We start from the raw sequence: 17508 nt of genomic DNA on the forward strand, positions 1-17508 counted from the left end.
CAGAACTATACGTTAAAGCACAATTCTCCGGTTCATTGAGTAGTAATATTTATGCGTTCATGTCTGAGACTAATTGATCAGTTACTGGCTGTTCTTCTACTTCGCTGACGCGTTCGATGTCTGCGCCAAGTGCTGCTAGCTTCTGATGGAAGTTCACATAACCGCGATCCAGGTGATACAGTTCTGTAACGCGAGTCATTCCATCTGCTACAAGTCCAGTCAGGATCAGTGATGCTGCGGCACGCAAATCAGTTGCTGCCACTTCTGCTCCCTGAAGGTTTGATGGTCCGTTCATGATGACAGAGCGGCCATCGATTTTGATGTTTGCGTTCATGCGGCGGAATTCTTCCACGTGCATGAAGCGGTTTTCGAAAACAGTTTCGGTGATCATGCTTGTGCCCTGAGCGCGCAATAGCAATGCCATCATTTGGGATTGCATATCTGTCGGGAAGCCAGGGTGCGGCATTGTCTTGATGTCAACTGCCTTCAATTTTTCAGGCCCGATGACACGAAGGCCGTCTTCTTCTTCAATGATGGTAACGCCCATTTCTTCCATCTTCGCTACCAATGAAGAAAGGTGTTCAGGTACAGCGCCTTTTACAAGGACGTTTCCGCCAGTGATGGCAGACGCAACCATGAAGGTTCCTGCTTCGATTCGGTCAGGAATGATGTTGTGGTCTGCACCAAACAGTACTTCCACACCTTCGATCTTGATTGTGCCAGTGCCGGCGCCTTTTACCTTCGCTCCCATTTTGTTCAGGAAGTTGGCAAGGTCGACGATTTCTGGTTCTTTTGCGACGTTTTCGATGACTGTTGTTCCTTTTGCAAGGACTGCCGCCATCATGATGTTTTCCGTAGCACCTACGCTAGGGAAATCAAGGTATATTTTAGCTCCGTGCAGACCACCGACTGCTTCGGCTTCGATAAAACCGTTTCCTACCTTTACTGTCGCACCCATTGCTTCAAAGCCTTTAAGGTGCTGGTCGATAGGACGGGAACCGATTGCGCAGCCGCCTGGCAATGCTACACGAGCACGGCCATTCCTGGCAAGCAGGGATCCCATTACTAATACAGAAGCACGCATTTTACGAACATACTCAAAAGGTGCTTCTATTTTTAACTCTCTGGATGCATCTACTGTAATTGTGTTATTTTCAAACTCCACTACGGCGTTTAAAGAACGTAATACTTCGTTGATGGTATATACATCGGAGAGAGTTGGCACATCACGAATTACGCTTTTTCCGTCACTTGCTAATAATGTTGCAGCGATAACAGGCAAGACGGCATTCTTAGCTCCTTCAACCTTTACAGAACCGCTTAGCCTTTGTCCGCCGCGGACGATGATTTTTTCCAAGTGTATTCCCCTCCGCGTCCAATTTCTCTATATTAATATTCAATCGTTATGATGGGTGTGCCAACTACTAGGGTAGTCTTTGCGCCCAATCGATCAGTTTTCCGTAATCCAAGCTGCATATTCATCTCATGGTCATTGCTCAAAGAGTTGTCGAACAAAGGCGAAACGGCGGATGTGGAAATAAACGCTTCTTCTTCCAATCCTTCGACTTCCTCGGCTTGAAAAGCCTTTAGCAATTTAGTTTTATAAACAGGTAAAGCCGATTTTATCTTATCATTGATTTCGCCTTCAATACAAGAGAAAGTTGTGGCATTCCCTCGAAAAATGTCAAATAATCTGCCTGGTAAATTTTTGTTTAAAAAGGTTTCTGTATTTTTATTCCACTGCTGACCTCTGACCTCATACATCACATACGTATGTATCGGCCCGTTTGTGTCCGTAGAAACGATTTTAATTTTTTCCTGAATCTCAGAAGAATTCGAAACAGCGGTGAGTTCTCCATTGAGGTGGTTCCATGTCCAATCCGGGAGCTGGACCTTCAAGTTTTTTACCAAATCTTCGACATTTTCTTCTTCCAATGTTTCCCTTGCATATATAGACCAACCAGTGATCAAAATATTTTCGTCCTGCAAAACTGAGGCCAGAGTTTTTATTTCATGATCAGCGTCAGCTACAGTCGTCTTATTCCCAGCTTGAAGCACTATAAAACCAATAATGCCAAAAATTGATAAAATAAATGGAATCTTCTTCATATGTCTTTCACTCTCCCTTATTACCATTCTTACCAGGAGAGCAAATCGCATACTTGGGAATTCTCGTCACTTTTTGACATTATTCTATGTACCAACTTTGCCGGGTGTTCATCGTTTGTGAAAAAATAAACATGCTAACGCAAAAAACAAGCACAAAAACAATAATACTCAAGTTTTCGCGTTTTGGGAACATGTATGAAGACCTAATTTTTTACCAATTTGTTTAGAACTAACAGCAGATGGGCTAAAATTCCAGAAATCGGATCAAGTACAAAACTACCTTTGTTAAGTAAAAACCAATTAGGCCTTACTGAAAAATCATCGGAAGCTGCTGTGACCATTGGAGGTAATCAAGGAAGAAATTACTTACTGTGGATCCCAGTGCGATGGAAGTTAGAATATATAAAACTCGGGCTTGAAGCACATGGTTTGCCCGGAGCAGCTTATCAAATTGGAGTGCTTGAAGAGCCCACCATGAAACGGCGATAAATATAAGATGTGTCAGAATGCTGGTCAGCGCAAAGCCGCCAAAACCTGTAATCATAAACGGTCCCCCCTTACCATGTCTATTTTAACATAAACTAGATGATTACCTGTTATTTTAGACGTTTCAGAAGACGGAAAGTTTCATGTGACCGAAAGTTCTCTTTCCACTAGCTCCTCTGGTATATGCTCTTCTCGCGTGTGATTTAATCTTTCCCGTTGCTATTATCGCAAAAATCCTTCTATGCGATCTTTTCTCAATGGCAAAAAAAAACTGGCCCGCTTTAAAAGCAAGGCCAGCTGAATTTACCCCTTTGTTTCCATGAATTGATTTTCCCCAAAATCCATACATGATTCGAGCTTTGTTCTTACTTCTTAGTTAGCGAAGTGAAAAATTATCTCATGAAGTCAATGAACTGGTTAAAATTACTATGCATGAAGTCGATTGCCAGGTTTGGCATGACTCCGAACAGAATCGTTCCGATGACTGTTACCAGGATCACGACGAGTGTTCCGATTGGCAGCTGAATTTTTTCATCGCTTGCTGCCGGGCGGAAGAACATTTGTGTCATGACTCCGAAGTAGTAGAAATAGGATACAACTGTTGTTGCAATCATGATCGATACAAGGACGTAGTGTGCCTGGTCGACCATCAATGCTCCCATGAAGATGTTCAGCTTACCGATGAAGCCTGCTGTACCCGGGATTCCTGCGAGTGACAGGATGAAGATTCCCATTCCCACTGCCAATAATGGCGAGCGGCGGTAGAGGCCGGCGAAGTGGCTGATATCTTCTGAGCCTGTTTTCATTGTGATCAGCTGAATCACAGCGAAAGCGCCAAGATTCATTAATAAGTAAGCAAGCATGTAAAACCAGATTGCATCGAAGGTCACGAATGACATGGCAGTCAATGCGACAAGGATGTAACCGGCATGCGCGATACTTGAGTAGGCGAACATGCGCTTGATATTGCGCTGTCTTAATGCGATGACATTACCAATGATCATCGTTGCTCCCGCCAGGAATGCAATGTAATCCTGAACCGCGAACAGCAGAGGAATTGGCTGCCCATCTTCCTGTGCTACTGGAATATATCCGAAGATAGATAACAGGATACGCAGGATGATCACAAATCCAGCTGTTTTCGAGACGACGCTCAAGAACGCTGTCACTGGAGTTGGTGCTCCTTCGTATACATCTGGTGCCCACATATGGAATGGAGCGGATGCCAGCTTGAATGACAGGCCGACAAAAATCATGAAGAATGCCAGTCCAAGAATGTAAATGTGCTGAGGGTCACTCAGACCTCCAAAGACTTGAGCGATTCCTTTTAAATTGGTTGTTCCGGCGATTCCGTACACATAGCTCATACCGAACAATGTGATCGCGGAGGAAATTCCGCCGTTTATGACATATTTCATTGCTGATTCGTTCGATTTCAGGTTTCGTTTGCGCATACCTGCAAGAACGTAAGACGGAATAGACAGCAATTCAAGACCGACAAACAAGGTGATCAAGTCTCCGCTTGATGCCATGAACATCGTTCCAAGCAAGGCAGTGAGGAACAGGTAGAAGAATTCTCCCTTATATTCCCCAATTCCATCATTCGGCCTGTAGTCGATCGCCAATAGCATGACAAGCGCCGCTCCGAGAAGGAGAAGCAGCTTGAACGCAATCGCGAACGAATCCAATCTGAATGTATCGTATAAAATCGATGTGGTTTCAGTGCCAATTAGCGATACGAGTGAAATCAGTGCCAGCACCACACCTGCAAAGCCGGCCCAGCCAAGGACTTTCCGGTCGACTTGCTTTGGCATGAATAAATCAGCGACTGATAAAATTGCAATGACACCAAGGATGATGAATTCCGGAGTCATCGTCCCCCAATCAAATGATAGAAGTGTATCTAAATCCATCCTTCATCACCCCCCTATTCCCATCAAGATAGTCTCTAAAGTTGCCTGAAGCGGTTCACTAAGAACAGCTGGATATACACCAATCAGTACGATCAAGCCAATCAACACTAACACTGGTGCCCATTCAAATGAGCGAATGTCTGATATCCCGACAAATTCACGTTCTGCATTGCCATACGTGATGGCGAGGACTGCACGCAGCAGGTAAACGGCTGTCATGATGATGCCGATTGTACCAACCGCTGCAAGGACTGGCATTTCTTCGAATAGTCCAAGGAATGCCATGAATTCACTGACGAATCCTGACATGCCAGGCAATCCAAGCGATGCCATCGCGCCTGCAAGCAGGAAGCCTGATGCAAGCGGCATTCCTTTTGCCATGCCGCCAAGGTTCGCAAGCGTTGTCGTGTGCGTGCGCTCATAAAGAACCCCGACAAGGAAGAACAATAGAGCTGAAATCAAGCCGTGTGACACGACCTGGAAAATAGCGCCTTGAATTCCTGCCTCATTTAATGCGCCAAGCCCGATTAAAACGATCCCCATATGGGAAATAGAAGAGTAAGCAAGGACCATTTTGAAGTCTGTCTGGATAAAAGCAAGGAACGCTCCGTATAAAAGGTTAATAACACCCAATACCGCAAGCAGCACTGCTAATTCCGCGAATTGTTCAGGGAAAATCCCCATCCCGAAGCGGATCAGACCGAATGCACCGATCTTCAGCAAGATCCCTGAGTGGATCATAACGATGGATGGCGGCGCTTCGACGTGGACGCGCAGCATCCAGCTGTGCAGCGGGAAGATTGGCAGCTTGACACCGAACGCGACAAGCAATGCGATCAACAATCCCATCTTCAATGACTCAGAGACTGGCGCGAACATTGGCGCATTGTCTGTGTTCATCATGACTGACAGCATTTCGATATTAGACGTTCCTGTTCTTGAAAATAACACCATGATGACGATCAGCAAAATTGCTGAGCCAAGTCCGTTATAAATCAAGAAGCTGTATGCAGCCTTTTCTTTTTCGTAATAGCCCCATTTCCCAATCAGGAAGAACATTGGGATCAAGGTGATTTCGAAGAAAAGGAAGAACAGGATCAAGTTTTGTGATGTGAATACTCCCAGCATCCCGATTTCGAGAAGCAAGAACAGCATGTAGTAGCCTTTCCATTCTTTTTTGATATGGAAGGACGCGATTGCCGCAAGCGTCGCAATCACTGCTGTGAGAACCACCATGATCAAACCGAATCCATCAATGCCGAGTTCATAGTTCACTGAGAACATGCCCTGCTGCTCAGCACCCTGTCCGCCGAATTGGATCCAGCGGAATTTTTCCGTAAAATTGGCGAGGTCATGGCCGCCGCGATACGAAAAGTATGCGATCAGCGCAAGGATCAATGACGGCAGTGTTGCCAGTACGCCAAGCATTTTGATGCCTGATTCATTCGCCTTTGGCATGAATGCCAACAGCAGGATTCCTAGTATAGGGGAGAATACCAGCAAGGTAAGGAAATAGTTGAAATCCATTATAAATACCCCCCTGTCAGCGCATAGATGACGATCAGGACTGCAAGGCCGACGAAGGCGATTGTGCCGTAAGTCTGTACCTGGCCGTTCTGGATTTTCGCACCTGTTTTACCAAGTGTCTGGACGGCAGCAGTTGTCAGTTTCACAAGTCCTTCAACAAGGAAGACCTCGATGAACCGCAGGAACAAGCTGATCGCTTTCGCACCAAACACGATGCTCTGATTGTAAATCTCATCGATATAGTACTTATTTTTCACGATGCCATATGCAATTGGCGCTCTGCTGGACAGCCAGTCGCGTGAAATCGACTTCTTGCTGTACATCATCCATGCAAGCAGGATGCCGAGCAAGGAAACAGCCGTAGCGACAATCATGATCCAGCCAGGACCTTCGATATGCCCGTGGCCAAGCGCTTCGTTTCCTTCAACGAGCCAGTCGCCAAGGAATGTGCCGAACCAAGGTGTGTTAACGTAACCAGCTACCACAGCCAGTACAGCCAGTACAACCATAGGCATCGTCATGACGGATGGCGATTCATGGACATTCTTCATTTCGCTGCGTGCTTCACCAGTGAATACCATGAAGAACAGGCGGAACATGTAGAAAGCTGTGAAGAACGCCGCAATCACTGCAAGCCAGAACAAAGTGTAATTGCCATGAGCCCATGCAGCAATCAAGATTTCATCTTTACTGAAAAATCCTGAGAACAATGGAACACCACTGATTGCCAGTGTTCCGATCAGGAACAAAGGTCCAGTGAAGGAAAGCTTTTTCCAAAGCCCGCCCATTTTTTCAATATCCTGAGTATGTACAGCATGGATAACGCTTCCTGCTGCAAGGAATAACAATGCTTTAAAGAACGCGTGAGTCATCAGGTGGAAGACTCCGGCAACATAGCCGGCAGAGCCTAATGCAAGCATCATGTAGCCAAGCTGGCTGACAGTCGAGAATGCAAGAACACGCTTGATGTCAGTCTGGACAAGGCCGATTGTTGCCGCGAAAATCGCTGTGAAGGCACCGATGATCGCAACTGTCATCATGGCTGTTTCACTCGCATTAAAGAGCGGGAACAGCGATGCGACCAAGTAAACACCGGCCGCAACCATCGTTGCTGCGTGGATTAACGCAGAAACTGGCGTTGGGCCTTCCATCGCGTCTGGAAGCCATGTATGAAGCGGGAACTGACCTGATTTACCAACTGCACCGATGAAAATCAAGATGGCAGTAAGGGTAATCATCGTTCCGGAAATTGCGCCTTCTTCTACCGCAGCAAAAATTTCATCATATTCGAAGCTGCCAGTTTGCCAGAATAAAAGAATCATCCCGATCAGCAGCCCGACATCCCCGATACGGGTCATGATGAAGGCTTTCTTTGCAGCCGCTTTGGCGCTTTCTTTGTAAAAATAGAATCCAATCAACAGGAATGAACCTACACCGACCAATTCCCAGAAAATATATGTCTGCAAAAGGTTTGGCGAGATGACAAGACCAAGCATTGCAAAAGTAAAGAGTCCTAGATAAGCATAGAAAACCGGAATGCGCTCATCACCATGCATATACCCTTTTGAATAGGTATGCACAAGGAAACTGACAAGAGACACGATCACCAGCATCAATGCGTTTAATTGATTTACTTCAAAGCCCGCAGTTAGTTCCAGATTCCCTATTGTCAGCCATACGGCTTCAGCTTTGAATGTAGACTCCGAAAAGCGCTCGATCAGCACAAGGATGGAGTATACAAGAGAGGCAAGCGTCGCAAGGATGCCCACGAATGCGCTCGCTTCTTTCAGCTTTTTACCGAACAGCAGCAGGAATAGAAAGGATACAAGCGGGAACAGCGGAATGAGCCAAGCATTCTCCATTAATATCACAATCCCCTTTTTTGAACGTGCGCTATCTATCTTATATACGCCCGTCAGATTGAGGCCCGTCTTTCACGGGGCAGTCCAGCTACAAGAAATCTTCTGATTTCAGCGGCAAATGCCGCCTATGAAAAATCCATCAATCTAATTTTTCAACTGATTCATTTCATCAATATTGACCGTACTGCGGTTGCGGTAAAGCGATATCAGAATCGCAAGTCCTACCGCTACTTCAGCTGCTGCTACCGCGATGGAGAACAGCGCGAAAACCTGGCCAGTGATCGAAGGATTCACTCCGTATTTACTGAAGGTTACCAGATTGATATTGACCGCATTAAGCATCAATTCGATTGAGATCAATACAATAACTGTGTTCTTTTTTGTCAGGGCACCGTAGAGGCCGATGCAAAAAAGAATAAGTGCAAGAGCTAGATAGGCTGAAACCGGAACAGAACTCATTCCTGATCACCCTCCTTTTCATCATCCTTGCGCGCCAGTACAATTGCGCCTACGAGCGCAGCAAGCAGGATCACGGATGTCAGTTCAAACGGGATAATGTAATGCGAGAACAGTGATACCCCGATTTGTTCTGTATTGTTTTCATGCAGTGTATTTGGTACTGCTTCGAAATTCAAATCGTAAATTCCGAAATATACTGCTGCTCCAAAGCCGAGTACGCCGAGCAGCAATGCAAGCTTGCGCAGCATACCGCCTTTTGGTTCAGCATCGTCACCATGGTGGCGGGTAAGCATGATTCCGAACAGCATCATGATTGTGATGGCGCCGGAATAGATCATGACTTGGATGACCGCCAGGAATTCAGCGGACAAGAGCACATAAATACCTGCAATACTGACGAAAGTAAAGACGAGCGCTACGACCATGTGGATGACCTTCGTGAGGTTCAATAAAAGCACGCCGCCGATTACCGCCACTAAAGCAAGTGACATAAACGCAAAAAATTCGCCTGTTAACGTCATGCTTTATTCACCTTCCGTATATTCTCATCATTTTCGTCAAGCCATTCCAGGTTCTTGAATAAATCATCCCGGCTGTATTCAGCAAGTTCAAAGTTGTTCGTCATGATGATCGCTTCAGTCGGGCAAACTTCTGTGCACAGGTCACAGAGGATGCATAGTTCGAAGTTGATATCATACGTATCAATGATTTTGCCTTTTTTCGTTGGATCAGGATGCTTTTTACCAGTCAAGTTAATGCAATCTGTCGGGCAAATATTGGCACATTGGTTGCAGACGATGCATTTTTCAGGATAAAACTTCTGGATCCCGCGGAATCTGTCAGGAAGCGGAATCGGTTCGTTTGGATAATCGTAAGTCAGCTTTTCGCGAGTCAATTGTTTAAGGGTATAAGCTAATCCTTTAGTCCATCCTAGCACGTAATTCACCCCTTTAATGCAGGAAGCAATGCTGCTTCCGTTCCTATTTTAGAAAAAATTCTTTAATCAAAGCAGTTAGGAAGATGTTTGCCAGCGCTACCGGCAGAAGCACTTTCCATGCGAACTCCATCAATTGGTCGGCGCGGATACGCGGGAACGTAGCACGGAACCAAATGAGGATGTAGACCACTAAGCTGAACTTGAGCGCGAACCATACAGCTCCTGGAATGAAGCCGAGGAACGGCAGCGGCAGCCAGCCTCCAAGGAATAATACAGTGATCAACGCAGACATTGCGAACATATACACATATTCAGCAAGCATGAACATCGCCCAGCGGAAGCCAGAGTACTCTGTGTGGAAACCGGCAACAAGCTCGTTTTCCGCTTCAGCAAGGTCGAACGGAACCCTGTTCAATTCGGCAGTAGCAGCGATGAAGAACACGATGAACGCGATTGGCTGCCATAGGATGAACCAGCCATTGTCACCTTGTGCTGCAACAATCTCATTAAGATTGAGGCTGCCTGTCAGCAGGACGATTCCAATAACGCTCATGACAAGCGGGATTTCGTAGGAAATCATCTGTGCCGCGGCACGCATACCGCCAAGCAATGAGTACTTGTTGTTGGATGCCCAGCCTGCCATCAGCATGCCGACGATCGTCAGCCCTGAAATAGCGATATAATACAGGAAACCAACATTCAAGTCAGCAAACTGCAGTTTGTCAGTCAAAGGAATCGTTGCCATGACCATGAAGGACGGCGCGAACGCGATGACCGGTGCGATAATGAACAGCGGCTTATCCGCTGCCTTTGGAATTAAGTCTTCTTTTACAAGAAGCTTTACGACGTCGGCTACGGATTGCAACAGCCCCCATTTACCGCCGACATGGGATGGACCGTAACGGCCCTGCATAAAACCAAGCACTTTCCTCTCTGCCAGAATCGCCATTGTTACGAATCCAAGGATTACGAACAGCAGGACGACAGCCAGGACGAAGAAAATACTGAAATTCATGAGGCCTGCGCTTGATTCGAGTAGCTCCTGAACCATTATCCGTCTACCTCCCCAAGAACGATATCAACCGCTCCTAAAATTGCAATCAGATTTGAGATGCTTTCTCCTTCGAGCAGTTTAGGAAGGATTTGCAGATTGTAGAAGCTCGGTCTTCTGAACTTGAGACGGTACGGCTCTTTCTTTCCATCGCTGGATATGTAGCATCCGATCTCACCTCGGGAGCCTTCGATCCGGACAAACGCTTCCCCTTTTGGAGCCTTGATGATTTTTGGAACCTTGGCTATGATTTCCCCGTCTTTCGGGAATTGCTGCACAGCCTGTTCGATGATTTTAAGAGATTCCTCGATTTCACCCATCCTTACATGGTAACGGGCAAAGGCATCTCCTTCTTCGCGAGTGACAACGTCGAAGTCGAAGCGGTCATAGATTGAATACGGCTCATCCTTGCGCAAATCCCATTTCACGCCTGTAGAGCGCAGGTTCGGGCCGCTTAAAGAGTAATTGATTGCGTCTTCCTTTGTATAAGTACCAATGTTCTTTGTACGGTTCAGGAAGATTTCGTTTCCTGATACAAGCTGGTGATAGCCTTTCAGCTGGCCTCTAAGGTAAGGAACAAACTCTGCCACTTTTTCAATCCAGCCTTCCGGAGCATCCCACTTTACGCCGCCTACACGCATGTAGTTGAACGTCAGACGAGCACCAGACAGTTCATTCAACAGGTTCAGGATCATCTCGCGGTCACGGAATGCGTAAAGCAAAGGGCTTGTCGCACCGAAGTCGAGGATGAATGTTCCCCACCACAGCAGGTGGCTGGCAACCCTGTTCAATTCCATCGCCAGTATTCTTAAATACTCAGCGCGTTCAGGCACCTGTAAGCCCATCATCGTTTCGACTGCATGGACGATTACATAGTTATTCGTCATCGCCGAAACATAGTCCATACGGTCTGTATACGGAATGATCTGTGTATATTGCAGATCTTCGGCAAGCTTTTCTGTCCCGCGGTGCAAATAACCGATGACCGGCTTTGCTTCAACGATAATTTCACCGTCAATTTTCAGAACGAGGCGGAATACACCGTGTGTACTAGGGTGCTGAGGGCCCACGTTCAAGAGCATTTCTTCTGTGCGTATCACGGGCTACACCTCCACATCATACGGTTCATAGTCTTTTCTTAACGGGTGGCCGACCCAGTCTTCACCAAGCATGATGCGATGGAGGTTAGGATGGCCTTCGAATTTGATGCCAAGCAAGTCATACGTTTCACACTCTGGCCAATCTGCTCCTGCCCATAGCGGCTGGACGGACTGAGTAACAGGCTGATCGCGGTCTAGCTTGACCTTTAACGCAACTGATTGTCGATTTTTGTATGAGTACAAGTGAACATACACTTCCATATGTGTCTGGAAATCCGTGCCGTGAAGTTCTGAAAGGTAATCAAAACCTAATCGTTCGTTGTACTTAAGGAATTCAGCCAGTCGGTAATAAGATTCCTTCTTCGCGACAAGAGTTGGAACATCCTTTGAAAGAGGGTTAATATAGGAATCTTCCAAAATATCATCACCAAGGTTGTCTGTAATCGTTTTTACATATTTATCTAAGTAAGGCTGGTTTGGAGACGGTTTTTTCTCTTCAACAGGCTCATCTGCTCCTGCTTTTGCGCCAGCTGCTGATTTAGCTTTCGCTGCTGCGGCTGCTTTTGCCTTTGCTGCGGCAATCGCTTTCGCTTTTTCGTCGTCTGCTGAGCCTCCGCCGGCTGCGGCTTTGGCTTTTGCTGCTGCAGCTGCCTTCGCTTTTGCTACGGCTGCGGCTTTCTTTTTCGCAAGATCATCGTCGTCGCCTGCTGAAGCGTCTGCTCCTCCGCCTGCCTCCTGAGCTTTCCTTTTTGCTGCCGCTGCTGCCTTTGCCTTCGCTACGGCCGCGGCTTTCTTTTTCGCAAGGTCATCATCGTCGCCTGCAGGAGCATCTGCCTCTCCGCCTGCTTCTGCCTGTGCTTTTCTTTTCGCTGCCGCTGCGGCCTTTGCTTTTGCTACGGCTGCGGCCTTCTTTTTCGCAAGATCATCATCGTCTCCCGCTGTAGCTTCAGTGGCTGCTGGAGTTTCCACTTCAGCGTTTTCCTCCACCTGGCCAGTTGCTTTCATTTTTGCAAGTGCGGCTGCTTTCGCTTTTGCTGCAGCTGCGGCTTTTTTCTTAGCTAACTCAGCGTCTTGACCTTCTACCGAAGCTGATACTTCTTCTTTGGCTTCAGGAGCTTCCTCTGTGGCCTGGCCATTCGCTTTCATTTTCGCCAGTGCAGCTGCCTTTGCCTTCGCTGCGGCGGCGGCTTTCTTTTTAGCGAGTTCAGCATCGTCACCTGCTGGTGCTTCTGCCTTTGCCTCGGTTTCCTTCACTTCAGGTTCTGCGACTTTGTCGGCAACCTCTTTCGGGTCGTTTCCTTCCCCTGCTTGTTTAGCGGCCTGACGCTGCTTCGCAAGCTCTTTTGCTTTTTGGGCTGCTTCTCTCTTTATCTGCTCTAAATCCTTTTCCCCGCTCATCGGTTAGATCACCTTCTTCCCGGTTTTCGCCTCATAACGGATTTTCTCTTTCAATTTATTAATCCCGTAAATCAATGCTGCTGGATTCGGCGGGCAACCCGGTATGTAAACATCAACCGGCACAATCTGATCGACACCTTTTACAACTGAGTATGATTTTACGTATGGACCGCCTGCTGTCGCGCATGAACCCATCGCGATTACCCACTTAGGTTCTGCCAGCTGGTCGTACAGCCTGCGGACAGTCGGAGCCATTTTCTTCGTTACAGTACCTGAAACAATCATGACATCGGACTGACGAGGTGAGTTACGGTAAAATGTCCCGAAACGGTCCAGGTCATAGTGAGCCGAACTGGATGCCATCATTTCAATCGCGCAGCACGCAAGACCGAAAGTCATTGGCCACATCGAGTTGCTGCGGGCCCAGCCTTTAACCTGTTCAAGAGTTGTCACGAATACATTCCTTTGGAGTTCTGCCGCTTCTGCGGGTGATAAATCATCCAATTTTAAATCCATTTTAGCACCTTCTTTTTCCATGCGTAGATGAGTCCGATTAGAAGCATTACGACGAAGATCAGCATCTCGATCAATGCGAAGATTCCCAGCTTCTCATAGGCGACAGCCCATGGATACAAAAACGCTGTTTCTACATCAAAAATAACGAACATAAGAGCAAAAACATAATAACGGACATTAAACTGGACCCGCGCATCGCTGAACGGTTCCATCCCGCTCTCGTAGGTGGTATATTTCCGCTCGTCCTGCTTGTATTTCGGCCTCAAAAGCTTAGCCGCAAACAAGGCTACGATTGGAAGCAATACCCCGAGACATAGGAACACAAAGACTATCAAATAGTTATTTTGATATAGATTCAACTGCTCCATGCCCATCCCTCCAATGTTGTGAAATTTTCATACTTTTTAATCTTGTAACCGATAACAATTATAACATTGTTGCAATAGTGTGTCGACAAGCCTTTGTATAATCTGGCAACCTACTTCCAACCCTTTTCAATAGAAAAATAGTTTCTCTATTAAGGTTATGTGGACTGGCAAAAAGACGGCTCCCCTTTCATACTTAGTTGCTTTATAGGCAATATATTCTTACTCTTTTGCCCAGGCTTTTTCGAGCGCCTGCAGCTTTGGAGGGTGCAGCCTCCATAGCAAGCACTTTTGAAGGTAAAAACGCAGCAGACAATCGGTTACATCCTATATTTAATCCAATTTGGTTTAAGTTGTCAGTGACGTTTGTCAACATTTATAAGGTCTGTTTCAGAATAGATTTGGGGAGAACTTGTGGGCTTTTTTAAATGGCGAGAGTTTTTTAGGGTAATTATTATAAAAATGATTGATGAATTGATCTTCGAATAAGTGTTTTCTGGATTAAACAGTAGTACTTGTCTCTTTTATTAGCTTGAATTGTTGATTAAACACTCTTTAATATAGTCTACAAAATGTTTTATAGCGAAATTTTTACTTTTATAGCGAAAATCTATTTTTAATAGCGAAAAATTGATTATTATAGCGAAAATTCATTTTTAATAGCGAAATCTTAGTTTTTATAGCGAAACGGAATCTGCTTCCAGATTACCAATTAATTTGGCAGTAAGCACAGGAGCCTCTCTCCAAAATAAAAACACCCTCCGGCGTCCCGGAGGGTGTTGATCGCATCATTTAAAATTAAATTCTGCGTTCTGCAACTGAAATACGGTTGATCGCACGCTGAAGGGCAAGTTCTGCACGCTTGAAGTCAACGTTCTCCTGCTTTCTTTCATGCAGGCGCTGTTCAGCGCGTTCTTTTGCTTTTAGTGCACGTTCAAGATCGATTTCAGATGATTGTTCTGCAGATTGAGCAAGGATGGTCACCTGCTCGGGACGGACCTCGAGGAAGCCGCCGCTGACTGCAATGAATTCGTTATTGCTGCCATTTTTCAAACGGACAGCGCCAATTTGTAGCGGTGCAACCATTGGAATGTGGCCTGGCAAGATTCCAAGCTCGCCTGTGCTCGCTTTTGTGCTTACCATTTCAACATCTGATTCATACACCGGCCCATCGGGAGTAACAACACTGACTTTGATCGTCTTCATTTTTTACCCTCCTGGTCCGTTATTAGACCTCTACACCCATACGTTTTGCATTCTCGATAACTTCTTCGATTCGGCCAACTAGGCGGAATGCATCTTCTGGAAGGTGGTCATATTTGCCGTCAAGGATTTCAGCGAATCCTTTAACTGTTTCTTTAACTGGCACGTAAGAACCTTTTTGTCCTGTGAACTGTTCGGCTACGTGGAAGTTTTGTGACAGGTAGAACTGGATGCGGCGAGCGCGGTGTACAGTCAGCTTATCTTCGTCAGAAAGCTCATCCATACCAAGGATCGCGATGATATCCTGAAGTTCTCTGTAACGCTGTAATGTTTGCTGTACGCGGCGAGCTACTGAATAGTGTTCTTCGCCAACGATTTCAGGTGTCAATGCACGTGAAGTCGAAGCAAGTGGATCCACCGCAGGGTAGATACCCATTTCAGAAAGCTTACGCTCAAGGTTCGTTGTTGCATCCAAGTGGGCGAAAGTTGTAGCCGGTGCCGGGTCAGTATAGTCATCGGCTGGTACATAGATCGCCTGGATGGAAGTAACAGAACCTACGTTAGTAGATGTGATACGTTCCTGCAATTTACCCATTTCAGTTGCAAGAGTCGGCTGGTAACCTACCGCTGAAGGCATACGGCCAAGTAGCGCGGAAACCTCAGAACCTGCTTGCGTGAAACGGAAGATGTTATCCATGAAGAAAAGAACGTCCTGTCCTTGCTCATCACGGAAATATTCAGCCATTGTCAAACCAGTCAGGGCAACACGCATACGTGCTCCTGGCGGCTCGTTCATCTGGCCGAATACCATCGCAGTTTGCTTGATAACGCCAGAGTCAGTCATTTCGTGGTAAAGGTCATTACCTTCACGTGTACGCTCACCAACACCTGCGAATACGGAGATACCGCTGTGCTCTTGAGCGATGTTGTTGATCAATTCCTGGATCAGAACGGTTTTACCTACACCGGCACCACCGAACAATCCGATCTTACCACCCTTGATATATGGAGCAAGAAGGTCAACTACCTTGATCCCTGTTTCAAGGATTTCAACCTCAGTTGAAAGCTGTTCGAATGTTGGAGCTTCCCTGTGGATTGAATCGCGGCGTGCTTCAGCCGGTAGTGGAGCGTCAAGGTCGATTGACTCACCCAATACGTTGAATACACGTCCTAGTGTTACGTCCCCAACCGGAACGGAGATTGGAGCACCTGTATCTAATACTTCGACGCCACGCTTAAGGCCGTCTGTGGAAGACATCGCGATTGTACGAACTGTGTCATCGCCTAAGTGAAGGGCTACTTCAAGAGTTAGTTCGATGTTCACATCCGCATCGCTGGTTACAATTTTCAAAGCGTTATAGATCTCTGGAAGATTGCCGCTTTCAAACTTAACGTCAACAACCGGACCCATAACCTGGAGAACGCGTCCTTTGTTCATCTTGTTCCCTCCTATCGTACTAGTTGAAATATATACATCATGATGGGATGCAGCGTTATGCCACATCCCCGATTGTCATTTGAAAAGCGTAAGCGCCTTGTCCAGCCCCGACATGCGCTGGAGGGCCGGCCGGTGAAGTCGTTCTTTGACTTCACTGGACGGACCGAAGCGACTCGAGGGGCTAGGCGCTGGAGCTAGACACTAATCTATTCGAGCGCTGCAGCTCCACCGACGATTTCGGTGATTTCCTGGGTAATCGCAGCCTGACGCGCGCGGTTGTAGCTCAAGCTGAGGGAATTGATCAGCTCTTTCGCATTGTCCGTTGCGTTTCTCATGGCTGTCATACGAGCAGCGTGTTCACTTGCTTTGCTGTCAAGCAGTGCTCCGTAAATCAAGCTTTCTGCGTATTGCGGCAAGAGAACTTCCAGGATCTCCTCAGCGTTCGGCTCAAATTCATAAGAGGTAAGCTTTGTTGATGCTCCGCCAATATCCGTTAACGGAAGCAGCTTCTTATCTGTTACTTCTTGAGCGATCGCGCTGACGTAATGACTGTAGTAAATATATAGTTCATCAAATGTTCCGTCCGAGAACATGCCAACTGTGTTGCTGGCGATATCCTGGATTTCCGCGAAAGACGGCTGGTCAGCGATGCCTACGATATCAAGGACAACGTTCATGCCACGGCTCTGGAAAAAGTCACGGCCGACACGTCCGATTGCGATGATCGCAAACTCGTCATTTGATTTATGGCGCTGTTGGATTGTCTGATACAACTGGCGCAGGACGTTACTGTTGTAAGCACCTGCAAGACCACGGTCAGATGTAATCACTAGATATCCCGTTTTCTTGACTGGACGGCTGTTCAGCATTGGGTGGTTGGAATCCTTGCTGCCCATTGCGATTGAGGCAGTCACTTCCTGGATTTTTTCCATGTAAGGGACGAATGCTTTCGCGTTCATAACTCCACGGTTCCATTTAGCTGCGGATACCATCTCCATTGCCTTGGTAATCTGGCTCGTCTTTTTAGTTGAAGTAATACGGTTTTTTATATCGCGTAAAGATGCCATTTCGGTTCTCACCACCCTTTTACATAGATTGTTAGTCCAAGGTCAGGCAGGAGCCAGAAGCCTTAATCAAGACAGAC

The 17508-nt window shown here is 46.6% G+C and carries 18 protein-coding genes; 1 reads left to right on the forward strand and 17 read right to left on the reverse strand.

Translation table 11 applies throughout. The annotated features are described in order from the left end of the window. Positions 1-49: 49 nt before the first annotated feature. From murA to atpD, 16 genes are all read right to left on the reverse strand, one after another. The gene (gene murA / locus J7E32_RS02210) at positions 50-1357 is read right to left on the reverse strand and encodes a UDP-N-acetylglucosamine 1-carboxyvinyltransferase (protein WP_214902993.1); all 1308 of its coding nucleotides are present in this window, start codon (positions 1355-1357) and stop codon (positions 50-52) included. 32 nt (positions 1358-1389) lie between these two features. Further along, a complete protein-coding gene (locus J7E32_RS02215) occupies positions 1390-2109 on the reverse strand; it encodes a YwmB family TATA-box binding protein (protein WP_214902997.1) in 720 nt (239 codons plus the stop codon). Positions 2110-2416: 307 nt separating this feature from the next. Then, the gene (locus tag J7E32_RS02220; RefSeq protein WP_214903000.1) at positions 2417-2653 is read right to left on the reverse strand and encodes a DUF1146 family protein; all 237 of its coding nucleotides are present in this window, start codon (positions 2651-2653) and stop codon (positions 2417-2419) included. A gap of 334 nt (positions 2654-2987) precedes the next feature. Further along, positions 2988-4508 carry an NADH-quinone oxidoreductase subunit NuoN gene (nuoN, locus tag J7E32_RS02225; protein ID WP_214903003.1) on the reverse strand — a complete coding sequence of 507 codons (1521 nt, stop codon included), beginning with the start codon at positions 4506-4508 and terminating at the stop codon, positions 2988-2990. A gap of 6 nt (positions 4509-4514) precedes the next feature. Then, on the reverse strand, positions 4515-6035 hold the full coding sequence (locus J7E32_RS02230; protein ID WP_214903006.1) for an NADH-quinone oxidoreductase subunit M: 1521 nt from the start codon (positions 6033-6035) through the stop codon (positions 4515-4517). Continuing rightward, positions 6035-7897, reverse strand: coding sequence for an NADH-quinone oxidoreductase subunit L (nuoL, locus tag J7E32_RS02235; RefSeq protein WP_214903009.1), 1863 nt, complete (start codon positions 7895-7897; stop codon positions 6035-6037). The genes J7E32_RS02230 and nuoL overlap by 1 nt, the downstream gene beginning before the upstream one ends. Positions 7898-8041: 144 nt before the next feature. Further along, complete coding sequence (nuoK, locus tag J7E32_RS02240) at positions 8042-8356, reverse strand: NADH-quinone oxidoreductase subunit NuoK (protein ID WP_214903012.1); 315 nt, start codon at positions 8354-8356, stop codon at positions 8042-8044. Further along, the gene (locus J7E32_RS02245) at positions 8353-8877 is read right to left on the reverse strand and encodes an NADH-quinone oxidoreductase subunit J (RefSeq protein ID WP_214903015.1); all 525 of its coding nucleotides are present in this window, start codon (positions 8875-8877) and stop codon (positions 8353-8355) included. The genes nuoK and J7E32_RS02245 overlap by 4 nt, the downstream gene beginning before the upstream one ends. Then, a complete protein-coding gene (gene nuoI / locus J7E32_RS02250) occupies positions 8874-9293 on the reverse strand; it encodes an NADH-quinone oxidoreductase subunit NuoI (RefSeq protein WP_023613591.1) in 420 nt (139 codons plus the stop codon). Before nuoI ends, J7E32_RS02245 begins: the two co-directional genes overlap by 4 nt. Before the next feature lie 43 nt (positions 9294-9336). After that, on the reverse strand, positions 9337-10344 hold the full coding sequence (gene nuoH / locus J7E32_RS02255; RefSeq protein WP_214903018.1) for an NADH-quinone oxidoreductase subunit NuoH: 1008 nt from the start codon (positions 10342-10344) through the stop codon (positions 9337-9339). Beyond that, the gene (locus J7E32_RS02260) at positions 10344-11444 is read right to left on the reverse strand and encodes an NADH-quinone oxidoreductase subunit D (RefSeq protein WP_214903021.1); all 1101 of its coding nucleotides are present in this window, start codon (positions 11442-11444) and stop codon (positions 10344-10346) included. The genes nuoH and J7E32_RS02260 overlap by 1 nt, the downstream gene beginning before the upstream one ends. Positions 11445-11447: 3 nt before the next feature. Beyond that, on the reverse strand, positions 11448-12842 hold the full coding sequence (locus J7E32_RS02265) for an NADH-quinone oxidoreductase subunit C (protein WP_214903024.1): 1395 nt from the start codon (positions 12840-12842) through the stop codon (positions 11448-11450). A gap of 3 nt (positions 12843-12845) precedes the next feature. Continuing rightward, on the reverse strand, positions 12846-13358 hold the full coding sequence (locus J7E32_RS02270; RefSeq protein ID WP_144479119.1) for a NuoB/complex I 20 kDa subunit family protein: 513 nt from the start codon (positions 13356-13358) through the stop codon (positions 12846-12848). Beyond that, on the reverse strand, positions 13349-13726 hold the full coding sequence (locus J7E32_RS02275) for an NADH-quinone oxidoreductase subunit A (protein WP_023613586.1): 378 nt from the start codon (positions 13724-13726) through the stop codon (positions 13349-13351). The genes J7E32_RS02270 and J7E32_RS02275 overlap by 10 nt, the downstream gene beginning before the upstream one ends. Before the next feature lie 795 nt (positions 13727-14521). Then, the gene (locus J7E32_RS02280) at positions 14522-14929 is read right to left on the reverse strand and encodes a F0F1 ATP synthase subunit epsilon (RefSeq protein WP_214903026.1); all 408 of its coding nucleotides are present in this window, start codon (positions 14927-14929) and stop codon (positions 14522-14524) included. A 22-nt stretch (positions 14930-14951) separates the two neighbouring features. Next, positions 14952-16364: a F0F1 ATP synthase subunit beta gene (gene atpD, locus J7E32_RS02285; protein ID WP_214903028.1), complete on the reverse strand. Its 1413-nt coding sequence runs from the start codon at positions 16362-16364 to the stop codon at positions 14952-14954. A 57-nt stretch (positions 16365-16421) separates the two neighbouring features. Here atpD and J7E32_RS02290 point away from each other — a divergent pair, with 57 nt between their 5' ends. Further along, complete coding sequence (locus J7E32_RS02290; RefSeq protein ID WP_214903030.1) at positions 16422-16562, forward strand: hypothetical protein; 141 nt, start codon at positions 16422-16424, stop codon at positions 16560-16562. Positions 16563-16570: 8 nt separating this feature from the next. Here J7E32_RS02290 and J7E32_RS02295 read toward each other — a convergent pair whose 3' ends face one another. Next, positions 16571-17431, reverse strand: coding sequence for a F0F1 ATP synthase subunit gamma (locus J7E32_RS02295; protein WP_023613583.1), 861 nt, complete (start codon positions 17429-17431; stop codon positions 16571-16573). Positions 17432-17508: the final 77 nt, after the last annotated feature.

The organism is Bacillus sp. ISL-55, from assembly GCF_018613155.1.
GTDB lineage: Bacteria > Bacillota > Bacilli > Bacillales > Cytobacillaceae > Mesobacillus.

Bases quoted from the DNA above. Each gene is read 5' to 3' on its own strand.
- J7E32_RS02275 (WP_023613586.1), bottom strand. From the start codon at position 13,726: ATGGAGCAGTTGAATCTATATCAAAATAACTATTTGATAGTCTTTGTG.
- J7E32_RS02295 (WP_023613583.1), bottom strand. From the start codon at position 17,431: ATGGCATCTTTACGCGATATAAAAAACCGTATTACTTCAACTAAAAAG.
- nuoN (WP_214903003.1), bottom strand. From the start codon at position 4,508: ATGGATTTAGATACACTTCTATCATTTGATTGGGGGACGATGACTCCG.
- nuoL (WP_214903009.1), bottom strand. From the start codon at position 7,897: ATGGAGAATGCTTGGCTCATTCCGCTGTTCCCGCTTGTATCCTTTCTA.
- J7E32_RS02280 (WP_214903026.1), bottom strand. From the start codon at position 14,929: ATGAAGACGATCAAAGTCAGTGTTGTTACTCCCGATGGGCCGGTGTAT.
- J7E32_RS02245 (WP_214903015.1), bottom strand. From the start codon at position 8,877: ATGACGTTAACAGGCGAATTTTTTGCGTTTATGTCACTTGCTTTAGTG.
- J7E32_RS02220 (WP_214903000.1), bottom strand. From the start codon at position 2,653: ATGATTACAGGTTTTGGCGGCTTTGCGCTGACCAGCATTCTGACACAT.
- atpD (WP_214903028.1), bottom strand. From the start codon at position 16,364: ATGAACAAAGGACGCGTTCTCCAGGTTATGGGTCCGGTTGTTGACGTT.
- J7E32_RS02290 (WP_214903030.1), top strand. From the start codon at position 16,422: ATGCCACATCCCCGATTGTCATTTGAAAAGCGTAAGCGCCTTGTCCAG.
- J7E32_RS02265 (WP_214903024.1), bottom strand. From the start codon at position 12,842: ATGAGCGGGGAAAAGGATTTAGAGCAGATAAAGAGAGAAGCAGCCCAA.
- J7E32_RS02230 (WP_214903006.1), bottom strand. From the start codon at position 6,035: ATGGATTTCAACTATTTCCTTACCTTGCTGGTATTCTCCCCTATACTA.
- J7E32_RS02215 (WP_214902997.1), bottom strand. From the start codon at position 2,109: ATGAAGAAGATTCCATTTATTTTATCAATTTTTGGCATTATTGGTTTT.
- nuoH (WP_214903018.1), bottom strand. From the start codon at position 10,344: ATGGTTCAGGAGCTACTCGAATCAAGCGCAGGCCTCATGAATTTCAGT.
- nuoK (WP_214903012.1), bottom strand. From the start codon at position 8,356: ATGAGTTCTGTTCCGGTTTCAGCCTATCTAGCTCTTGCACTTATTCTT.
- J7E32_RS02270 (WP_144479119.1), bottom strand. From the start codon at position 13,358: ATGGATTTAAAATTGGATGATTTATCACCCGCAGAAGCGGCAGAACTC.